The sequence below is a fragment of the Rhizobium sp. KDH_Rht_773_N genome, from assembly GCF_052946295.1.
This window is the reverse complement of sequence record NZ_CM129525.1, coordinates 1,058,933-1,075,514: the sequence shown is the minus strand read 5'-3', so window position 1 is coordinate 1,075,514 and position 16,582 is coordinate 1,058,933. Positions and strand designations below refer to the sequence as shown.

The following is a 16,582-nucleotide window of genomic DNA, read 5'->3' as shown; positions in this document are numbered from 1 at the left end:
CGGTTCCTCCTCTATTCGGCAGCCGGTTTGAATTGAGCCTGTTCGGTCGATTCCCGCATGGCCGTGGTCGAGGCGCGGCCGCCCGTTATCGCCAGTGACACGGCGTCGAAATAGCCGGTGCCGACTTCACGCTGATGTTTGGTGGCGGTGTAGCCATGCGGCTCGGCCGCGAATTCCGCCTGCTGCAGTTCGCAATAGGCCGCCATCTGCCGCTCGCGATAGCCGCGGGCAAGTTCATACATGCCGTAGTTCAGCTGGTGGAAGCCGGCGAGCGTGATGAACTGGAACTTGTAGCCCATGGCTCCGAGCTCGCGCTGGAACTTCGCAATGGTCGCGTCGTCGAGGTTCTTCTTCCAGTTGAAGGAGGGCGAGCAATTATAGGCGAGAAGCTTGCCGGGATGCGCCCTGTGGACGCCTTCGGCAAAACGCCGCGCCTGTTCCAGGTCCGGTTTCGACGTTTCGCACCAGATGAGGTCGCAATGGCTGGCATAGGCGACGGCGCGTGCGATACAGGGCTCCAGCCCGCTGCGCACCCGGTAGAAGCCTTCGACCGTGCGGCCGGCATCGTAATCGACGAAGGGCTGGTCGCGCTCGTCGATGTCGGACGTCAGAAGTTTCGCCGCCTCCGCATCGGTGCGGGCGATGACGAGCGTCGGCACGCCCATGATATCGGCCGCAAGCCGCGCCGCGTCGAGATTGCGGATATGGGCGGCGGTCGGGATCAGCACCTTGCCGCCGAGATGGCCGCACTTTTTCTCCGATGCCAGCTGGTCCTCGAAGTGAACCCCGGCCGCCCCCGCCTCGATATAGGCCTTCATGATCTCGAAAGCGTTGAGAGGCCCGCCGAAACCGGCCTCGGCATCGGCGACGATGGGCGCAAACCAGGTTTCGACCGAGAGCCCGCTGCCTTCGGACGTTTCGATCTGGTCGGCGCGCTGCAGCGTTCGGTTGATGCGTCTGGCAAGCTCCGGCCCGGCATTGGCGGGATAGAGCGATTGGTCCGGATACATCGCCGATGCCGTGTTGGCGTCGGCGGCGACCTGCCAGCCCGAGAGGTAGATCGCCTTCAGCCCGGCGCGCACCATCTGCATGGCCTGGTTGCCGGAGAGCGCCCCGAGCGCGTTGACGAACGTCTCCTCGTGCAGCAGCCGCCAGAGCCGCGCGGCCCCCATTTCGGCAAGCGTATGGCTGAGCGTCACCGAGCCGCGCAGCCGCTCGACATCCTCTGCCGAATAGGGCCGCTCGATGCCGTCGAAACGTCCGTCCGGTGCGTTGCGGATGAGTTTGTAAAAATCTGTCATGCAAATCTCCTCTTTGGCGTCCAACGTTTGAGCGCTGATGACAGAGTTTACAAATCCGGGCGAATGATCCAGAAAAACCTTTGATTTCAGGAGAGGAAAGAGGTTAGGATGAGGAGGATTTACAGGCTGGTTCTGTCATTTTGTAAAATATTGTAAATCGCGCGGTGTAAAGGATGTGATATGGCGGAGCGGAAGATATTTGCGGGGCCGAAGGTCAGGCGCATCCGCAATGCGCTGGCGCTGACCCAGACCGCCATGGCGGAAGCACTGGAGATTTCGCCTTCCTATCTCAATCTCATCGAGCGCAATCAGCGGCCGCTGACGGTGCAATTGCTGCTGAAACTCTCCGCCGTCTATCGCATCGACCTCGACGAACTGCAGGGCGAAACTGCCGGCAGCCTCGGCCAGCTGAAGGAAGTGTTCGCCGATCCCCTTCTGTCGGGCGAATTGCCGGGAGATCAGGAACTGGTCGAGGTGGCCGATGCGGCGCCGAATGCGGCCGGCGGCATGATCAAGCTCTACCGCGCCTACAGGGAACAGGCCATGCGGCTTTCCGACCTGACGGCCCTGATGGCAGGCGAGGGGCCTGCGCCTGTCGCTCCCGGCCGCCTGCCGTTGGATGAGGCGCGGGAGGCGCTGGAGCGCCGCTCCGCCTATTTCGCCGGTATCGAGGCGGCGGCGGAACGCTTCGCCAGCGGACTTGCCGCCGGCGCCGGCCTGAAGGATTGGCTGAAGAGCGAACGCGGCATCAATGTGAGAGTTCTGCCCGTCCATGTCATGCCGGATCTTCGCCGCCGCTTCGATCGTCATTCGATGCGCCTTTTCCTGTCGGAACGGCTTTCGCCGGCCGACCAGGCGCAGGAAATCGCGATCGAAGTGGCAAGGCTCGCCCTCAGGCCGGAGATCGAAGCCGCGCTTGACGAATTGCCTTTGTCATCGGACGAGGGGCGGCGCCTCGCCCGTTTCGAGCTGACGCGCAATGCGGCGCTGGCCCTGTTGATGCCTTATGGCGCCTTTCTTCTTGCCGCGCAGAATTGCCGCTATGACATCGATCTCATCCGCGCCCGCTTCGCGGTCTCCTTTGCCCAGGCGGGATGGCGCCTTGTCATGCTGCAGCGCCCCGGTGCTTCCGGCATTCCCTTCTTCTGCATGGAGATCGATGCCGCCGGCCATGTCGTCAGGAGGGCAGGTGCTCAGGGTTTTCCGCAGGCGCGTTTCGGCGGAAACTGTCCCAAGCTCAATGTGCACGCCGCCTTTCTCGAACCGGGCAGGGTGCTGGCCGAGACGGTCGCCATGCCTGATGGCGCAACCTTCCTCACGGTTGCGCGCACGCTCGAAGGCCCGGTCGTCGAATTTGGCGAGAGGGCGCGGCGCACGGCTCTCCTGCTCGGTTGCGATGCCGCGCTCAGGGACAGCCTGGACTACGGCCGAAGCGAGCTTTCGCCGGTGGCGATCGGCCCCGCCTGTCGCCTTTGCGAGAGGCGCGGCTGCCTTTCGCGGGCCGAGCCGCCGCTGACGCGCCCGCTTGCGCTGGACGAGGCCGCCGCCGGCCTCGGAGCCTTCGATTTTCAGTGATTGTGAAATGATTGACACTGCAGGATTTTACGCTTGTAGGCTCCGAAATTCCTTTCTAGTCTGCTGTTAAACCAGAGGGAACGAAGAGGTGTCCGGGGGCGCGATACCTTTACAAACAGGAGATACCATGAGGTCAAGAAAAGCCAACCTGACGGCAGTCGCCGTCATCGCTCTCCTCGCCGCTGCGCCGGCCTTCGCCCAGGAGCGCGTCGTCAATGTCTACAACTGGTCCGATTATATCGACGACAGCATCCTTGCCGATTTCACCAAGGAAACCGGCATCAAGGTCGTCTATGACACGTTCGACTCGAACGAGACCGTGGAAACCAAGCTGCTTGCCGGCGGCACGGGTTACGACGTCGTCGTCCCGACCGCCGACTTCCTGCAGCGCCAGATCCAGGCCGGCGTCTTCCAGAAGCTCGACAAGTCCAAGCTGCCGAACCTTTCCAACATGTGGGATGTGATCCAGCAGCGCACTGGCGAGTATGATCCGGGCAACGAATATGCCGTTGACTACATGTGGGGCACGGACGGTATCGGCTACAACGTCAAGAAGGTCGCCGAAATCCTCGGCCCCGATGCCAAGCCGGGTCTCGAAGTGATCTTCGATCCGAAAGTCGCCGAAAAGTTCAAGGACTGCGGCATCTACGTGCTCGACACGCCGAAGGACGTGATGACGACCGCGCTGCGTTATCTCGGCCTCGACCCCAACTCGACCAAGCCGGAGGATTTCCAGAAGGTCGAGGAACTGCTGACGGCCGTTCGCCCTTATATCCGCAAGTTCCACTCCTCCGAATATATCAATGCGCTCGCCAACGGCGACATCTGCATCGCCTTCGGCTATTCCGGCGACATGCTGCAGGCCCGCGACCGCGCGGCCGAAGCCAATAACGGCGTCGAGGTGAACTACTCGATCCCGGCGCAGGGCGCGCAGATGTGGTTCGACATGATGGCGATCCCCGCCGACGCGCCGCATGTGGCCGAAGCGCATGAATTCCTGAACTACATGATGAAGCCTGAGGTCATCGCCAAGGCGAGCGACTTCACCTTCTACGCCAACGGCAACAAGGCTTCGCAGCAGTTCGTCAGCAAGGATGTGCTGGAAGACCCGGCGATCTATCCGACGGATGAGGTGATGAAGGGCCTCTTCACGGTGCGGCCGTGGGACCCGAAGACCCAGCGCACGGCGACGCGAATCTGGACGAAAGTCGTCACTGGCCAGTAAGTCGATGCCAGGCCCGGACGGAAACGTCCGGGCCTTTTAATTCCCGGCCCGGGTGGAGGCCGGCTGAAACCTTGTCTTTCGGGGAATTATATGAAGTCTCTCGGCAATATCCGCCGCGCATTCGCGCCCTGGTCCGATCCGTCTGCGAAACCCTTCATTGCCTTCAGGAACGTCACCAAGCGCTTCGGCGATTTTACCGCCGTCAACGATTTGTCGCTGAACATCTATCACCGCGAATTCTTCGCGCTGCTCGGCGCTTCCGGCTGCGGCAAGTCCACGCTGCTGCGCATGCTTGCCGGCTTCGAACAGCCGACATCGGGCGAGATCGTGCTCGACGGCACCGACCTTGCCGGTACGCCGCCCTACAAGCGGCCCGTCAACATGATGTTCCAGTCCTACGCCCTTTTCCCGCATATGACGGTCGAGAAGAATATCGCCTTCGGCCTCAGGCAGGACGGCATGCCGAAGGACGAGATCACCGAGCGCGTATCGCAGATGCTGAAGCTCGTGAAACTCGAGCAGTTCGCCGCGCGCAAGCCGAACCAGCTTTCCGGCGGCCAGCGCCAGCGCGTGGCGCTCGCCCGCTCGCTCGCCAAGCGTCCGAAAGTCTTGCTGCTCGACGAACCGCTCGGCGCGCTCGACAAGAAGCTGCGCGAGGAAACCCAGTTCGAACTGATGGACCTGCAGCAGAACCTCGGCCTCACCTTCGTCGTCGTCACCCACGACCAGGAGGAGGCGATGACCATGGCCGACCGCATCGCCGTCATGAGCCACGGCAAGGTCGTGCAGGTCGCGACCCCTGCCGAAATCTACGAAGCGCCGAATTCCCGTTTCGTGGCCGACTTCATCGGCGACGTGAACATTTTCGACGGCAAGGTGGCCGCATCCGGAAACGGCTCGGTCGAGATCGCGGTCGAAAGCGGCTTTTCGATCCGCATCGCCACCTCCGAAACGCCTGCCGTCGGCAGCAGCGTCGGTTTTGCCATTCGCCCGGAAAAGATCCGCGTGACGCGCGCCGCCCCTGCCAACGCATCGGCCAATGCCGCCAAGGGCGAGATCTGGGATATCGCCTATCTCGGCGATATGACCGTCTTCCATATCAGGCTGCCGAGCGGCAAGTTCGTCAGGGCATCCTCCCTCAACGCCCAGCGTTCCGTCGACGACCCCTTCACCTACGATCAGGAAGTCTGGGTCTCCTTCGACGAAGATGGCGGCGTGCTGCTGAAGGATTGAGCCTATGGAAACTGTCGCTTCACGCTTCTACAGCCGCCTCGTCATCATCGTTCCCTATGCCTGGCTGCTGCTCTTTTTCCTGGCGCCCTTCTTCATCGTCTTTCGCATTTCGCTGTCGACGACGGCGATCGCCATTCCGCCCTATGAGCCGGTCTTCTCGCTTGCCGACGGCTGGAGCGGCTTCTGGGCCAAGGTCGCGACCTTCTCCTTCGACAATTACGGCTACCTGACCGACGACCCGCTCTACTTCAACGCCTATGTCTCGAGCGTCGTCATCGCGGCGATTTCCACCTTCCTGATGCTCTTGATCGCCTATCCGATCGCCTACGGCATGGCGCAGGCGCCGCGCACCATCCGCCCGACGCTGTTGATGCTCGTCATCCTGCCCTTCTGGACGAGCTTCCTGATCCGCGTCTATTCCTGGATCGCCATCCTGAAGCCGGAAGGGCTCTTGAACCAGCTTCTCCTGTCGCTGCATGTCATCGACAGCCCGCTGATCATCCTCAACACCACGACGGCCGTCTATATCGGCATCGTCTATTCCTATCTTCCCTTCATGGTGCTGCCGCTCTATTCGGCGCTCGAAAAGATGGACGGCACGCTGATCGAGGCCGCGCAGGATCTCGGCTGCACGCCGATCCAGGCCTTCTGGCGCGTCACCTTCCCGCTGTCGATCCCCGGTGTGATTGCCGGCTGCATGCTGGTCTTCATTCCCGCCGTCGGCGAATTCGTCATCCCCGACCTGCTCGGCGGTTCGCAGACGCTGATGATCGGCAAGACGCTCTGGAACGAATTCAACGCCAACCGCGACTGGCCGGTCTCCTCGGCGGTGGCAACCATCCTGCTGCTGATCCTGGTGATCCCGATCGTCTTCTTCCAGAACGCGCAGGCCAAGGCCGAAGAGCGGGGGAAATAAGTCATGCTGAGATGGACCCGCTTCAACATCATTTCCGTCGTGCTCGGCTTTGCCTTCCTCTATCTGCCGATCGTGCTTCTGGTGGTCTTCTCCTTCAACGAATCGAAGCTCGTCACCGTCTGGGGCGGCTTCTCCACCAAGTGGTATGTCTCGCTTCTGTCGAACCAGGCACTGCTCGATGCCGCCTGGGTGACGATCCGTGTTGGCCTGCTGTCGGCCACGTTCGCGACCATCCTCGGCACGATGGCGGCGCTGACGCTGGTGCGCTACACGCGCTTCCGCGGCCGCATGCTGTTTTCGGGCATGGTCTATGCGCCGCTCGTCATGCCTGACGTCATCACCGGCCTGTCGCTGCTGCTGCTCTTCGTGGCAATCGGCCTCGATCGCGGTTTCTGGACGATCACGCTGGCGCATACGACGCTGACCATGTGTTTCGTCGCCGTCGTCGTGCAGTCGCGGCTCCTGAGCTTCGACCAGTCGATCGAGGAAGCGGCGCAGGATCTCGGTGCGCCGCCGGTGCGCACCTTCTTCGAAATCACCCTGCCGATCATTTCGCCGGCCGTCTTTTCAGGCTGGATCCTGGCCTTCACCCTGTCGCTGGACGATCTCGTGATTGCGAGCTTCACCTCGGGACCGGGTGCCACCACGCTGCCGATGAAGATCTACAGCCAGGTGCGCCTTGGCGTAACGCCTGAAATCAACGCCGTCTGCACCATCCTCATCGCCATCGTCACCGTCGGCGTCATCTGCGCATCCATCATCACCAAGCGCCGGGAACTGCAGCGCGAGCGCGACGAACGGGCTGCCGCGGCAACGGCTTAAAAGCAAGTTCCAGCAAAAGTGCGTAGCGGTTTTGCGTCCGGAATTGCGCCAGACAAGGAGCAAGTTCCAGCAAAAGTGCGCAGCGGTTTTGCGTCCGGAATTGCGCCAGACAAGGAGCAAGTTCCAGCAAAAGTGCGCAGCGGTTTTGCGTCCGGAATTGCGCCAAACAAAGAAATCAAGTTCCAGCAAAAGTGCGCAGCGGTTTTGCGCCCGGAATTGCGCGGAAGCCTATGGCTGGCTTTTCGTTGGCGCGTTCAGGAGCGGCACCGGCGAAATCACCGGGTTCGGCCAGGAGCCGCCGATGAAGAAGGGCAGAAGCGGCAGATCGGCCGCTTTCGCGGGATCGGTCGCTTCCAGCGAGCCGGAAAGCGCAAGACCGTTCGATTCGTAGGTGATGACGCCTGAGAGCGAGAGCGTCTGATCGGAGCCGGTAAAGCGCGCGTCATGGATTTCGGCAGTGCCATCGGCAAAGTCGGCCTGGAGATCCAGCCTGTTGAAGGCGAAGGTGCCGTTTGAGGCCGCACTCAGCGAGAAGAACGGCTTCTGGGCGGCCTGTGTGCGGACCTCGGAGACGTTGATGCCCGGAATGGAACCGGCACTCGTCCAGAATTTCAGCTTGCCCGTTACGTCCGCAAGCCCCGTCGTCCAGATTGCTTTCGGCGTCTGCAGCGAAAGGTCGAGCGAGCCGGTCGCATGCGGCAGCGGCCCCTTGAGCTGCAGCTTTTCCGCAAGCGCGTTGAAATCGGCGTCGCGGATCGAAAGCTGCATCTTGCCGCCGCCATCGAAGTCGCGCCGGGTGGCTTCCAGGTGGACGGTCATCTCGCCGCCTTCGAACTGGCTGTCGCCGATATCGAATTTTGCCTCTTCGCCGGCCACGATCACGCTGGCGCCGACATCGGCAAGCGAAAAGATGCCCATCTGCGCCTGTCGTGCCGACAGCCGCACGTCGAGATCGAGAAGCTGCAGCGGTCCGAGCGGGCTCGGCAGCACAAGGTCGCCGATGCCGCCTGCGGCAAGCCGCAAGGCAAAGGCATCGAGGAACGGCTTGAGGTTCATCTGATCGAAGGCAAGCGTCCCGCCGATCTTCGGCCGCTTGCCGGGCGCCACGGTGAAATCCATCACCCCGGTGGCGCTCGCATCGTTCAGCGTCATGCTGAGATTGTTGAAGCGGAAACCGCCGGACGACGACGTGACATCCGAGGTCATCGACGCGCTCTTCAGCGACTCGATCCCCGGCATCGATTTGCCGGACCATTTCAGCAGGGCAGGCACATCCGGAAAGCTCGCGTTGATATTGCCCGATACGGCAGAAAGGCTCACCATGCTGCCGACGCCCTGGAAGCGTGCCGTCATGAGATTGGAGGTGATCGAGGCCTTCATCTCGGCGTTCTTGCCGCCGAAGACGAGCAGGGGCGCGGCCGAAGAGAAGTCGACCTTCAGGTCCTGGCCGTTGAAGCGGGCAATGAGCACGGCCGAAATCGGCCTCGACAGCTTCGCCCAAGCAATATCCGCCGCGACGCCGTCGAAATGATAGACATTGCCCGTCAGCGTATCGCTCACCGTCAGCGCGCCGTCCTCGACGGTCACGGCGCCGATATCGGCATCAAGTTTCGCAGGAAGAACCTCGGTGCCGTTGTTGTCCTGCGCGCCGGCGATGGCGCGAGCCAGAAGGCCGGCATAGCTCCAGTCGATCAGGCCGTTCTCGTCGCGCGTCAGCGCAAGGTTCGGGCGCAGCAGATGAAATTCGTGGAAGCGGGTGCGCCCGCGCAGCGCGTCGATCAGGCTGAAATCGGCCGAAAGGCTCTCGATGCGGCCAAGCAGCTTGTCACCGCTCCCGCGCGGCTGGCGAATGGTGACGTCGTTGAGCGTGATGCGCGGCGTCGGCCAGAATTCGAGAACCGGCGTGCCCTTGATCTCGGCATGATAGCCCGTCCATTTCGACAGGGCGTCCTCGATGCCCGAACGCACGAAGCCGGTGGAGATCAGATAGGGCGCCGCGATGCGGAGCGAGACGAAGAAGGCAAGGCCGGCCAGCAGCACGATAGTGGAGACGCGGGCAAAGGCCGGCAGCCAGCGCGAGGCGGGGCCGATCTTTCTTCGCCATCTGCGGTGTCTTGACGTACCCATGAGCTCTGCCGGAAATTCAGTCGGTTACCCGTTATTCTCTGATTTTGCCGGATATATGAAATGCCGGGTATATGCAAATGCCGCGCATGGTGAAACGCATGGTTGCACACTTTATAATGCAATGCAGCATGATATAACTTCCGCATTGGGAGGAGGATTGAATGCAGGAAAACCAGCCGCTTTGGACACCCACGCAAGACGGGATCGAGAACAGCCCGATTCATGCCTTCATGCAGCGCTGCAACGCGGATTTCGGCCTTGCTTTGAAAGGCTTTGAGGATCTGCATGCCTGGTCGATCGCCGACCGGGAAAATTTCTGGTCGGCCCTCTGGGATTTCTGCGGCGTGAAGGGAGAGCGCGGCGCCGATGTCCTGGTCAATGGCGACCGTATGCTGGAAGCGCGCTTCTTCCCCGGGGCGCGGCTGAACTTTGCGGAAAACCTCTTGAGCGGAAGCGGGACGGGTGACGCCATTATCTTCCGCGGCGAGGACAAGGTGAGCGATCGCTGGTCGTGGGATCGTCTGCGCGCGCTCGTGTCGCAGCTCCAGCAGGGTTTTCGCGCGCTCGGCGTCGGTGAGGGCGACCGTATTGCCGCCATGATGCCGAACATGCCGGAAACGGTGGCTGCCATGCTGGCGGCAACCTCGATCGGCGCCATCTGGTCGTCCTGCTCGCCCGACTTTGGCGAACAGGGCGTGCTGGACCGTTTCGGCCAGATCACGCCGAAGCTTTTCATCGCCTGCGACGGCTACTGGTATAATGGCAAGCTGCAGGACGTGAAGGCCAAGGTGGCGGCCGTCGCAAGCAGCCTTGGCGTGCCGACCATCGTCGTTCCCTATGCGGGTGACGCCGAAACCGTGGCGCGCGAGACCGAAGGCGGCAAGACGCTTGCCGATTTCATCGCGCCCTACGCGGCCAAGCCGGTTGAATTCGTGCAGCTGCCCTTTTCCCACCCGGCCTATATCCTGTTTTCCTCGGGGACGACGGGTGTGCCGAAATGCATCGTGCATTCGGCCGGCGGCACGCTGCTCCAGCATCTGAAAGAGCACCGTCTCCATTGCAGCCTGCGGCCGGGAGACAGGCTTTTCTATTTCACCACCTGCGGCTGGATGATGTGGAACTGGCTGGTCAGCGGCCTTGCCTCCGGCGCCACGCTCTGCCTGTTCGACGGCTCGCCCTTTGCGCCCGATGGCAACGTGCTCTTCGACTATGCGGCTCAGGAGAAGTTCGCGATCTTCGGAACCTCGGCCAAATATATCGACGCGGTGCGCAAAAGCGGGCTGGCGCCGCGCCTCAGCCATGACCTGTCGAGCCTGCGGCTGATTACCTCCACCGGTTCGCCGCTGTCGCCGGAAGGCTTCAGCTTTGTCTACGAAGGTATCAAGCAAGACGTCCAACTCGCCTCGATATCGGGTGGCACGGATATCGTCTCCTGCTTCGTGCTCGGCAATCCGCTGCAGCCGGTCTGGCGTGGCGAGATCCAGGGGCCGGGGCTCGGCCTTGCCGTGGATGTCTGGAACGACGAGGGCAATTCTGTCCGTCAGGAAAAGGGCGAACTCGTCTGCACCAGGGCCTTTCCCTCGATGCCCGTGATGTTCTGGAACGATCCCGATGGCGCCAAATATCGCGCCGCCTATTTCGAGCGCTTCGACAATGTCTGGTGCCATGGCGATTTCGCCGAATGGACCGAACATGGCGGCCTCATCATCCACGGCCGCTCGGACGCCACGCTCAATCCCGGCGGCGTGCGCATCGGCACGGCGGAAATCTACAATCAGGTCGAGCAGATGGAGGAGGTGGCCGAGGCGCTCTGCATCGGCCAGGATTGGGAGGACGACGTGCGCGTCGTGCTCTTCGTCCGGCTGGCGCCCGGCGTCACCTTGAGCGAGGATCTGGTCAAGGCGATCAAGACCCGCATCCGGGTCGGCGCCTCGCCGCGCCATGTGCCCGCCAAGGTCATTGCGGTCGCCGATATCCCGCGCACCAAATCCGGCAAGATCGTCGAACTTGCCGTGCGCGAAGTCGTCCACGGCCGGCCGGTGAAAAACCAGGAGGCGCTTGCCAATCCCGAGGCGCTCAGGCTTTTTGCCGGTCTGGACGAGCTAAAGGTTTGAAAGAGCTTGCTAAACTACAAACTTTCGCCGTTGATCAATTCTTTGTGCCGGAAACCTTTCGTTAAGAAAGGTTTGTCAAAGGTGAAGCCAACTTGGAGGCCGTACATGAAGAGATGGCCTGGAACCGCGGTTCCCGAAACATGACGTTCTCAGACTAAGCTCTTGTTTTACCAGCACTAACTCTCGAAGGCAGCCAATGGCTGCCTTTTCTTTGGTGAGCAGAAGAGCGGCTCTGTGTCCGAAACCGCGCGACAATAAGCGTTTCAGCCGGCAAGCACACGCTGCGACGGGAAGGTGATTTCCACCAGCGTTCCCTCGTTCGGCGCCGAATTGATCGAGAAAATCGCCCTGTTGGCATCGACCATCGCCTTGGTGAGCGGCAGGCCGAGACCGGTGCCGTCGCCGCGATGGCGCGATTGCGTGGACGGCACCTGCCGGAACGGCTTCATCGCCTGATCGAGCTCGCTGCGCGTCATGCCGATGCCGGTATCGCGCACCCTGAGCACCACGCTGCCGTTCGCCTCATAGGAGGTCGAAACGACGATCTGCCCGCCCGATGGCGTGAAACGGATGGCGTTCGACAGGATGTTGAGCGCGATCTGCTTGATCGAGCGCAGGTCGGCCACGACGTCGGGCACGGATTGCGACAGTGCCGTGCGGATGATGACGCGCTGGCTGTTGGCCTGCGGCTGCACCAGCGCCACGGCCTCCGAGATCGCCTCGTTGAGGCCGACGGAGGCAAAGTCGAGATCCATCTCGCCTGCCTCGATCTTGGAAATGTCGAGCAGGTCGTTGACGATATCGAGGACATGCCGGCCCGAGCGGCCGATATCGTTGGCATATTCGATATAGCGCGGATGGCCGATCGGCCCGAACCGTTCGCTCGCCATCATGTCGGAAAAGCCGATGATGGCGTTGAGCGGCGTGCGGATTTCATGGCTGACGCGCGCCAGGAAATCCGTCTTGTGGGCGTTGGCTGTTTCGGCCGCCCCCTTGGCGTTGCGCAGCTCGTCTTCGGTGCGCTTCCACTGGGTAATGTCGCGAATGACGGCGCAATAGCCGCTGGAGGAGGTGAGCCGCCCCATCGTCATGAACAGCGGCACGAAGCCGCCGGCTGCCTCGCGCCCGATCACCTCGCGTCCGTCGTTCAGCACGCTCGCCACACCGTGGCCCGAAAGCCCATGCAGATAATCGAGCACCGCCTTCTGGCTTTCATGCGCAAACAGCATGACGAAAGGCTTGCCGCGCGTTTCCTGCTCATCATAGTTGAAGAGCGCGCTTGCCGAGCGGTTCATCGAGCGGATTTCACCTTCCGCGCCGATCACGACCACGCCGTCGGTTGCCGTTTCCAGGATCGAGCGCAGTTCCTCCACCTCGACCTGCAGCTTGGCGACCTTCTCGACCATGCGGTCGGAGCGCTGGTCGAGGCGGATCACCTCGCCCTTGCCTTCCTCCCGGCTCTCGACCGGCATCAGCGCCAGCATCAGTGCATTGGAATCTTCCCAGCGCACCGACTGCAGGCGCGCCGTAACCGGCACCAGCCTGTCATCGGCCCTGACCAGCATCATCGCACCGGCGCCGGTCTCAAGATCGTGACGCTGCAGCAGCGCATCGATGCCGCCCACTTCGGCGAGCGCATCGACAGACGCATAGCCGGTCAGCCGCAGGAATTCCGGGTTGCCGTGGATCAGCTGGTCGCCGGCATGGATGAGCACGGCAACGGGCAGCAGGTCGACGGTCGCAGCCGAGAGCCCGTCCGTCATCTTCACGCGCGGCGGAATAAAGCTGGTCAGCACTTCGATCTGGCTGACCGTTTCCTGCAGGCCTTCGGTCACGTCATCTTCGGCTTCGGGGCCGGAGGTCTCGTCGCCGGCCGGCTCTTGCGTCAGCGGTTCGGCGGCGGCTTCGAAAATCGCCTCCTGCGGCGCTGCCTGCCCGACCGTCGCCGTCTCGTCGTCGATGGCCGGTGCTTCGGCCGCGTCAGGTTCCGGCTGGGCTGCCGCGACCGGCTCGTCGCGCCGGGCACCGAAGGCTTCGAGGCGCTTGGCGATCTCGCGGAAGTTGGCCTGCTCGGCGGCCGTCAGGCCACCCGTGGCGTTATGAAGCTGCACGATCTTGTCGGTGAAACGGCGGTTCGGCGTCTCCGAAATACGCAGCGCCGGCGGTTCCTCCTCTGCATCGCGAACCTGCTGTTCTTCCGGCTGCCCGGCACTATCAGGCGCGGAGGCGGCCTGCTCGGCTTCTGCAAGTTCCGGCTCTGCCGTCTCATCCCGGACGGCGGCCTCTGTCCCGGCTGCCTGCGGCGCTTCTTCTTCTTCGTCCGCCTCTTGCGCTGCGGTTTCGTTGACCGGGCCGAGCGAGGAGGCGTCATGGCCGATGCCGTCAGGTCCAAGCGTCAGGCCAAGCGCAAGGGGATCTTCCTGGGCATCCGACAGACGCACGACGCCGAAGCCGCGGAAACCGTCGAAGTCGCGGTTGCGCGTATAGGTCGGCAAGGCGGCGAGATCGACGGGAACGACCAGGCTCGAGCCTTCGATCGGCCAGTAGATCGTCTTGCCGGACCAGGTATCGCGTCGCGCCAGGGCTTCGGAAAGCTTGGCTTCCGGATCGAGATTGAAGAGCGCGGCGACATCGGAAAATGCGCTGCCGATAATGTTGCTGGCATGCGGTCCGACAGCCTCGGCGAATTCGTGCGAGACTTCGCTGAAGCGGCCCTCCGCGTCGATCTTCCAGACGAAGCGGGTCGCGCGGCTGTTGGGCTTGAAGACGAAGCTGCTCGCCCTGGCGGCGGCCGCTGCTTCCGGAACGACGGGTGCGGCGGCAAAATTTTCGGCCACGGAAATGGCCGCTTCCGGCTCCACGTCGGCCGCAACGGGGGAGGGCGCCTCTGCGCTTTCCGCAACGGCCGCTTCTGCCGCAGCATCCGCCTCGACCGGCTGCTCGCCGGCTCCATCGGCGGCAACCGTTTCGGGCGCGGAATCGATATCGTCTGCCGCCGGCCGCGACCGGGCCTCGACCTTCCCTGGCTGGCTCGTGTCGGTCAGGTGTTCCGTCTCGCCGGTAATATCCTCCAGCGTATCCTCGACCTCCTCGATGCCGGAAACCGCCTCGATCGCCTCGGCTTCGGTGAAACCGGCCGCCGGTGCGGCGACAACGGCAACTTCGTCCGCCGGCGCTTGCGCCGATGCAATATCCTCAGCCTCTTCGGCCCCGCTCTCCGGTTCGATCGGATCGAGATGGCCGATTGCCGTTTCGACCGCAAACAGAAGGTGGAGCGCCGGGTTGTCGTTGAGCTTGCCGAACGCAGCCGGCAGATAGCCACGTCCTGTGGCGACCGGACGCTTGACCATGCGGTCCGGATGGGCGCCGGCAAGGGTGATGAGCGTCCTGGCTGCCTGCTGGGTGATGCCGAGGGAGGCAAAACCCGGCGAGGCCGCAATCACTTCGCCTTCCGCGCCGATAACGGCCATATGCGTATCCGGATCGTCGAGCCCCTGCAGCATCTGCGCGGCGCTGGTACCCGCCGTCAGCGGCCGTGTGGAAACGGGAACCGAAAACAGGATGGCCTTCTCGCCGGAGGCAAGGCGGATGAGTTCCGCCGTCGCCGGAGCCTGAACGCGCTGGAAGCCCTTGGCGATCCGGATGACGAGGCCTTTCTGGTCGCCGACCGCGCCGAGCTGGCGGGCGGTCGCTTCCAGCTGCCGGAAGGTAATGTCGGCATGGCTGACGCCCTGGTCGAGCAGGTCATAGACCGCCGTATGGCCGAAAAGCGCAGCACCCGCGCCGTTTGCCCACAGCAGGCGCGCAAGATCGGCAGAGAACAGCACCATGGCTTCGCCACGCGAGAATCGCTCACGCACCCGCGCATGCACGGCAATGTCGATGAACGGATACTGGACTGCGGGCATGATCGAACCTGTCGCTTTCGCCTCTTTAGAATTAACTGCTTATTAATAACTGCAGGTCTGCGACCGGTCCAGAAGAGCGGGGAGCTTTCGGCCGGGAAGGTTAACGTATTGTGCGACGCACAATGATGTTGCAATGCACAATAAAATGCCCTATATAAGATTTATCCAATTTATCGAGGGCACGAGATCTGCCCGCCCCAAAGGACGCTATCCCATGGCTACCATAAAGACCGACGACGTTTTTTCAATTGCCTCTTTCGACCCGAGCAAGCTGGCCGAGTCCTTCCGTGACTTCGCTGAAAAAGGTGCTCAGCAGTCCAAGGAAGCCTATGCCAAGCTGAAGTCTGCAGGCGAGGAAGCCGGCAAGACGCTGGAAGCGACCGTGCAGACCGCACAGGCCGGCGGCGTCGAGATCGGCCTCAAGGCGATCGACGCGCTGCGCGTCAATGCCGAAAGCTCGCTCTCCCACCTGGAAGCGCTTCTCAACGTCAAGTCCGTCGCCGAATTCTTCGAGCTGCAGACCTCTTTCCTGCGCAAGCAGGCGGAAGTGACCGTCGAGCAGGCGAAGGCGCTGCAGGAAACCACCAAGCAGGTGGCCGAGAAGGTCGCAAAGCCTTCGAAGGAAGCCGCCGAAAAGGTCATGGCATCCTTCAAGGCTGCCTGATCGGCTGCTCTCGATAGCCAATAAAAGGCTGGACCTTGCGTTCAGCCTTTTTGTATATTGAGTGCAAATCGGGACTTGAATTAAAGTTCAAGTCCTCGTATGTGACCCCCGTCGCGCCGAGCGTGACATTGTGCGGTTGTAGCTCAGTTGGTTAGAGCGCAGGTTTGTGGCACCTGAGGTCAGTGGTTCGACCCCACTCAACCGTACCATCTCCCCCATAAGTAGGTTTGATCTGACGACAATACACGGCATGGACGCTTTTTGACGTCAAAATGATGCCTGCTCGCATTTTGCTATTGCCGTTAATATTCGTTTACCTATTTATGGGCGGTGCGATGCAGCAATTGCCCGATGTTTTCGTTGCGTCGCGAAATGCTGGCGGCTTGCCGCCTGGGGGTAGGGACAGTCCACCGAGGCATTAAGGAGAATTTGATGTCCATTTCTGTTCAGAATATTGAGGAATCGACCGCTGTTTCCCCGATTGACGTGGCTGCGGCAGTCAAGGGCGCACGCAGTGCGGTTGGCTACAGTATCGAAGACCTCGCAGTGACCTGCGGTCTGGCCAACGGCGAAATCCTCGAAATTGAGAATGGCGAAAGTGCCGATCCGGCAAAGCTGAAGCGCATTGCTGCAGCGCTGCAGGTTCCGGTTTCCGCCTTTTTGCATATCTGACGTTGCGACAAGGCCGATCAGCCTT

At 62.1% G+C, this 16,582-nt stretch carries 11 protein-coding genes and 1 tRNA gene; 9 read left to right on the top strand and 3 right to left on the bottom strand.

The window, feature by feature from the left end:
- Positions 1–11 precede the first annotated feature (11 nt).
- Positions 12–1,301, bottom strand: a complete 1,290-nt coding sequence (gene aceA / locus ACU8HS_RS05495; protein WP_112754990.1) for an isocitrate lyase — start codon at positions 1,299–1,301, stop codon at positions 12–14.
- A gap of 180 nt (positions 1,302–1,481) precedes the next feature.
- On the opposite strand from aceA, the gene ACU8HS_RS05490 reads away from it, so the two are divergent.
- From ACU8HS_RS05490 to ACU8HS_RS05470, 5 genes are all read left to right on the top strand, one after another.
- Entirely contained in the window at positions 1,482–2,876 is a 1,395-nt protein-coding gene (locus tag ACU8HS_RS05490) for a helix-turn-helix domain-containing protein (RefSeq protein ID WP_447015530.1), read from the top strand.
- A gap of 127 nt (positions 2,877–3,003) precedes the next feature.
- A complete protein-coding gene (locus ACU8HS_RS05485; RefSeq protein ID WP_447015529.1) occupies positions 3,004–4,101 on the top strand; it encodes a polyamine ABC transporter substrate-binding protein in 1,098 nt (365 codons plus the stop codon).
- Between the two features lie 90 nt (positions 4,102–4,191).
- Entirely contained in the window at positions 4,192–5,334 is a 1,143-nt protein-coding gene (locus ACU8HS_RS05480) for an ABC transporter ATP-binding protein (protein WP_447015528.1), read from the top strand.
- Between the two features lie 4 nt (positions 5,335–5,338).
- Positions 5,339–6,250, top strand: coding sequence for an ABC transporter permease subunit (locus tag ACU8HS_RS05475; RefSeq protein WP_112570876.1), 912 nt, complete (start codon positions 5,339–5,341; stop codon positions 6,248–6,250).
- Between the two features lie 3 nt (positions 6,251–6,253).
- Positions 6,254–7,072, top strand: coding sequence for an ABC transporter permease (locus ACU8HS_RS05470; RefSeq protein WP_112570878.1), 819 nt, complete (start codon positions 6,254–6,256; stop codon positions 7,070–7,072).
- 228 nt (positions 7,073–7,300) lie between these two features.
- Here ACU8HS_RS05470 and ACU8HS_RS05465 read toward each other — a convergent pair whose 3' ends face one another.
- The gene (locus ACU8HS_RS05465) at positions 7,301–9,199 is read right to left on the bottom strand and encodes an AsmA family protein (RefSeq protein WP_112754810.1); all 1,899 of its coding nucleotides are present in this window, start codon (positions 9,197–9,199) and stop codon (positions 7,301–7,303) included.
- A gap of 161 nt (positions 9,200–9,360) precedes the next feature.
- Here ACU8HS_RS05465 and ACU8HS_RS05460 point away from each other — a divergent pair, with 161 nt between their 5' ends.
- The gene (locus ACU8HS_RS05460) at positions 9,361–11,313 is read left to right on the top strand and encodes an acetoacetate--CoA ligase (protein WP_113500760.1); all 1,953 of its coding nucleotides are present in this window, start codon (positions 9,361–9,363) and stop codon (positions 11,311–11,313) included.
- A gap of 263 nt (positions 11,314–11,576) precedes the next feature.
- Here ACU8HS_RS05460 and ACU8HS_RS05455 read toward each other — a convergent pair whose 3' ends face one another.
- A complete protein-coding gene (locus ACU8HS_RS05455; RefSeq protein WP_447015527.1) occupies positions 11,577–15,221 on the bottom strand; it encodes an ATP-binding protein in 3,645 nt (1,214 codons plus the stop codon).
- A gap of 214 nt (positions 15,222–15,435) precedes the next feature.
- On the opposite strand from ACU8HS_RS05455, the gene ACU8HS_RS05450 reads away from it, so the two are divergent.
- The 3 genes from ACU8HS_RS05450 (at position 15,436) to ACU8HS_RS05440 (ending at position 16,557) form a co-directional block, all read left to right on the top strand.
- Positions 15,436–15,885 (top strand): phasin, encoded by a 450-nt coding sequence (locus ACU8HS_RS05450; RefSeq protein ID WP_112570886.1) that lies wholly within the window; start codon positions 15,436–15,438, stop codon positions 15,883–15,885.
- 132 nt (positions 15,886–16,017) lie between these two features.
- Positions 16,018–16,094: transfer RNA gene (locus ACU8HS_RS05445), tRNA-His, on the top strand.
- A gap of 223 nt (positions 16,095–16,317) precedes the next feature.
- Positions 16,318–16,557 (top strand): helix-turn-helix domain-containing protein, encoded by a 240-nt coding sequence (locus tag ACU8HS_RS05440; protein ID WP_112570888.1) that lies wholly within the window; start codon positions 16,318–16,320, stop codon positions 16,555–16,557.
- The last annotated feature ends 25 nt before the right edge of the window (positions 16,558–16,582 follow it).

Bases quoted from the DNA above. Each gene is read 5' to 3' on its own strand.
- ACU8HS_RS05485 (WP_447015529.1), top strand. From the start codon at position 3,004: ATGAGGTCAAGAAAAGCCAACCTGACGGCAGTCGCCGTCATCGCTCTC.
- ACU8HS_RS05470 (WP_112570878.1), top strand. From the start codon at position 6,254: ATGCTGAGATGGACCCGCTTCAACATCATTTCCGTCGTGCTCGGCTTT.
- ACU8HS_RS05450 (WP_112570886.1), top strand. From the start codon at position 15,436: ATGGCTACCATAAAGACCGACGACGTTTTTTCAATTGCCTCTTTCGAC.
- ACU8HS_RS05455 (WP_447015527.1), bottom strand. From the start codon at position 15,221: ATGCCCGCAGTCCAGTATCCGTTCATCGACATTGCCGTGCATGCGCGG.
- ACU8HS_RS05490 (WP_447015530.1), top strand. From the start codon at position 1,482: ATGGCGGAGCGGAAGATATTTGCGGGGCCGAAGGTCAGGCGCATCCGC.
- ACU8HS_RS05460 (WP_113500760.1), top strand. From the start codon at position 9,361: ATGCAGGAAAACCAGCCGCTTTGGACACCCACGCAAGACGGGATCGAG.
- aceA (WP_112754990.1), bottom strand. From the start codon at position 1,301: ATGACAGATTTTTACAAACTCATCCGCAACGCACCGGACGGACGTTTC.
- ACU8HS_RS05465 (WP_112754810.1), bottom strand. From the start codon at position 9,199: ATGGGTACGTCAAGACACCGCAGATGGCGAAGAAAGATCGGCCCCGCC.
- ACU8HS_RS05480 (WP_447015528.1), top strand. From the start codon at position 4,192: ATGAAGTCTCTCGGCAATATCCGCCGCGCATTCGCGCCCTGGTCCGAT.
- ACU8HS_RS05475 (WP_112570876.1), top strand. From the start codon at position 5,339: ATGGAAACTGTCGCTTCACGCTTCTACAGCCGCCTCGTCATCATCGTT.
- ACU8HS_RS05440 (WP_112570888.1), top strand. From the start codon at position 16,318: ATGTCCATTTCTGTTCAGAATATTGAGGAATCGACCGCTGTTTCCCCG.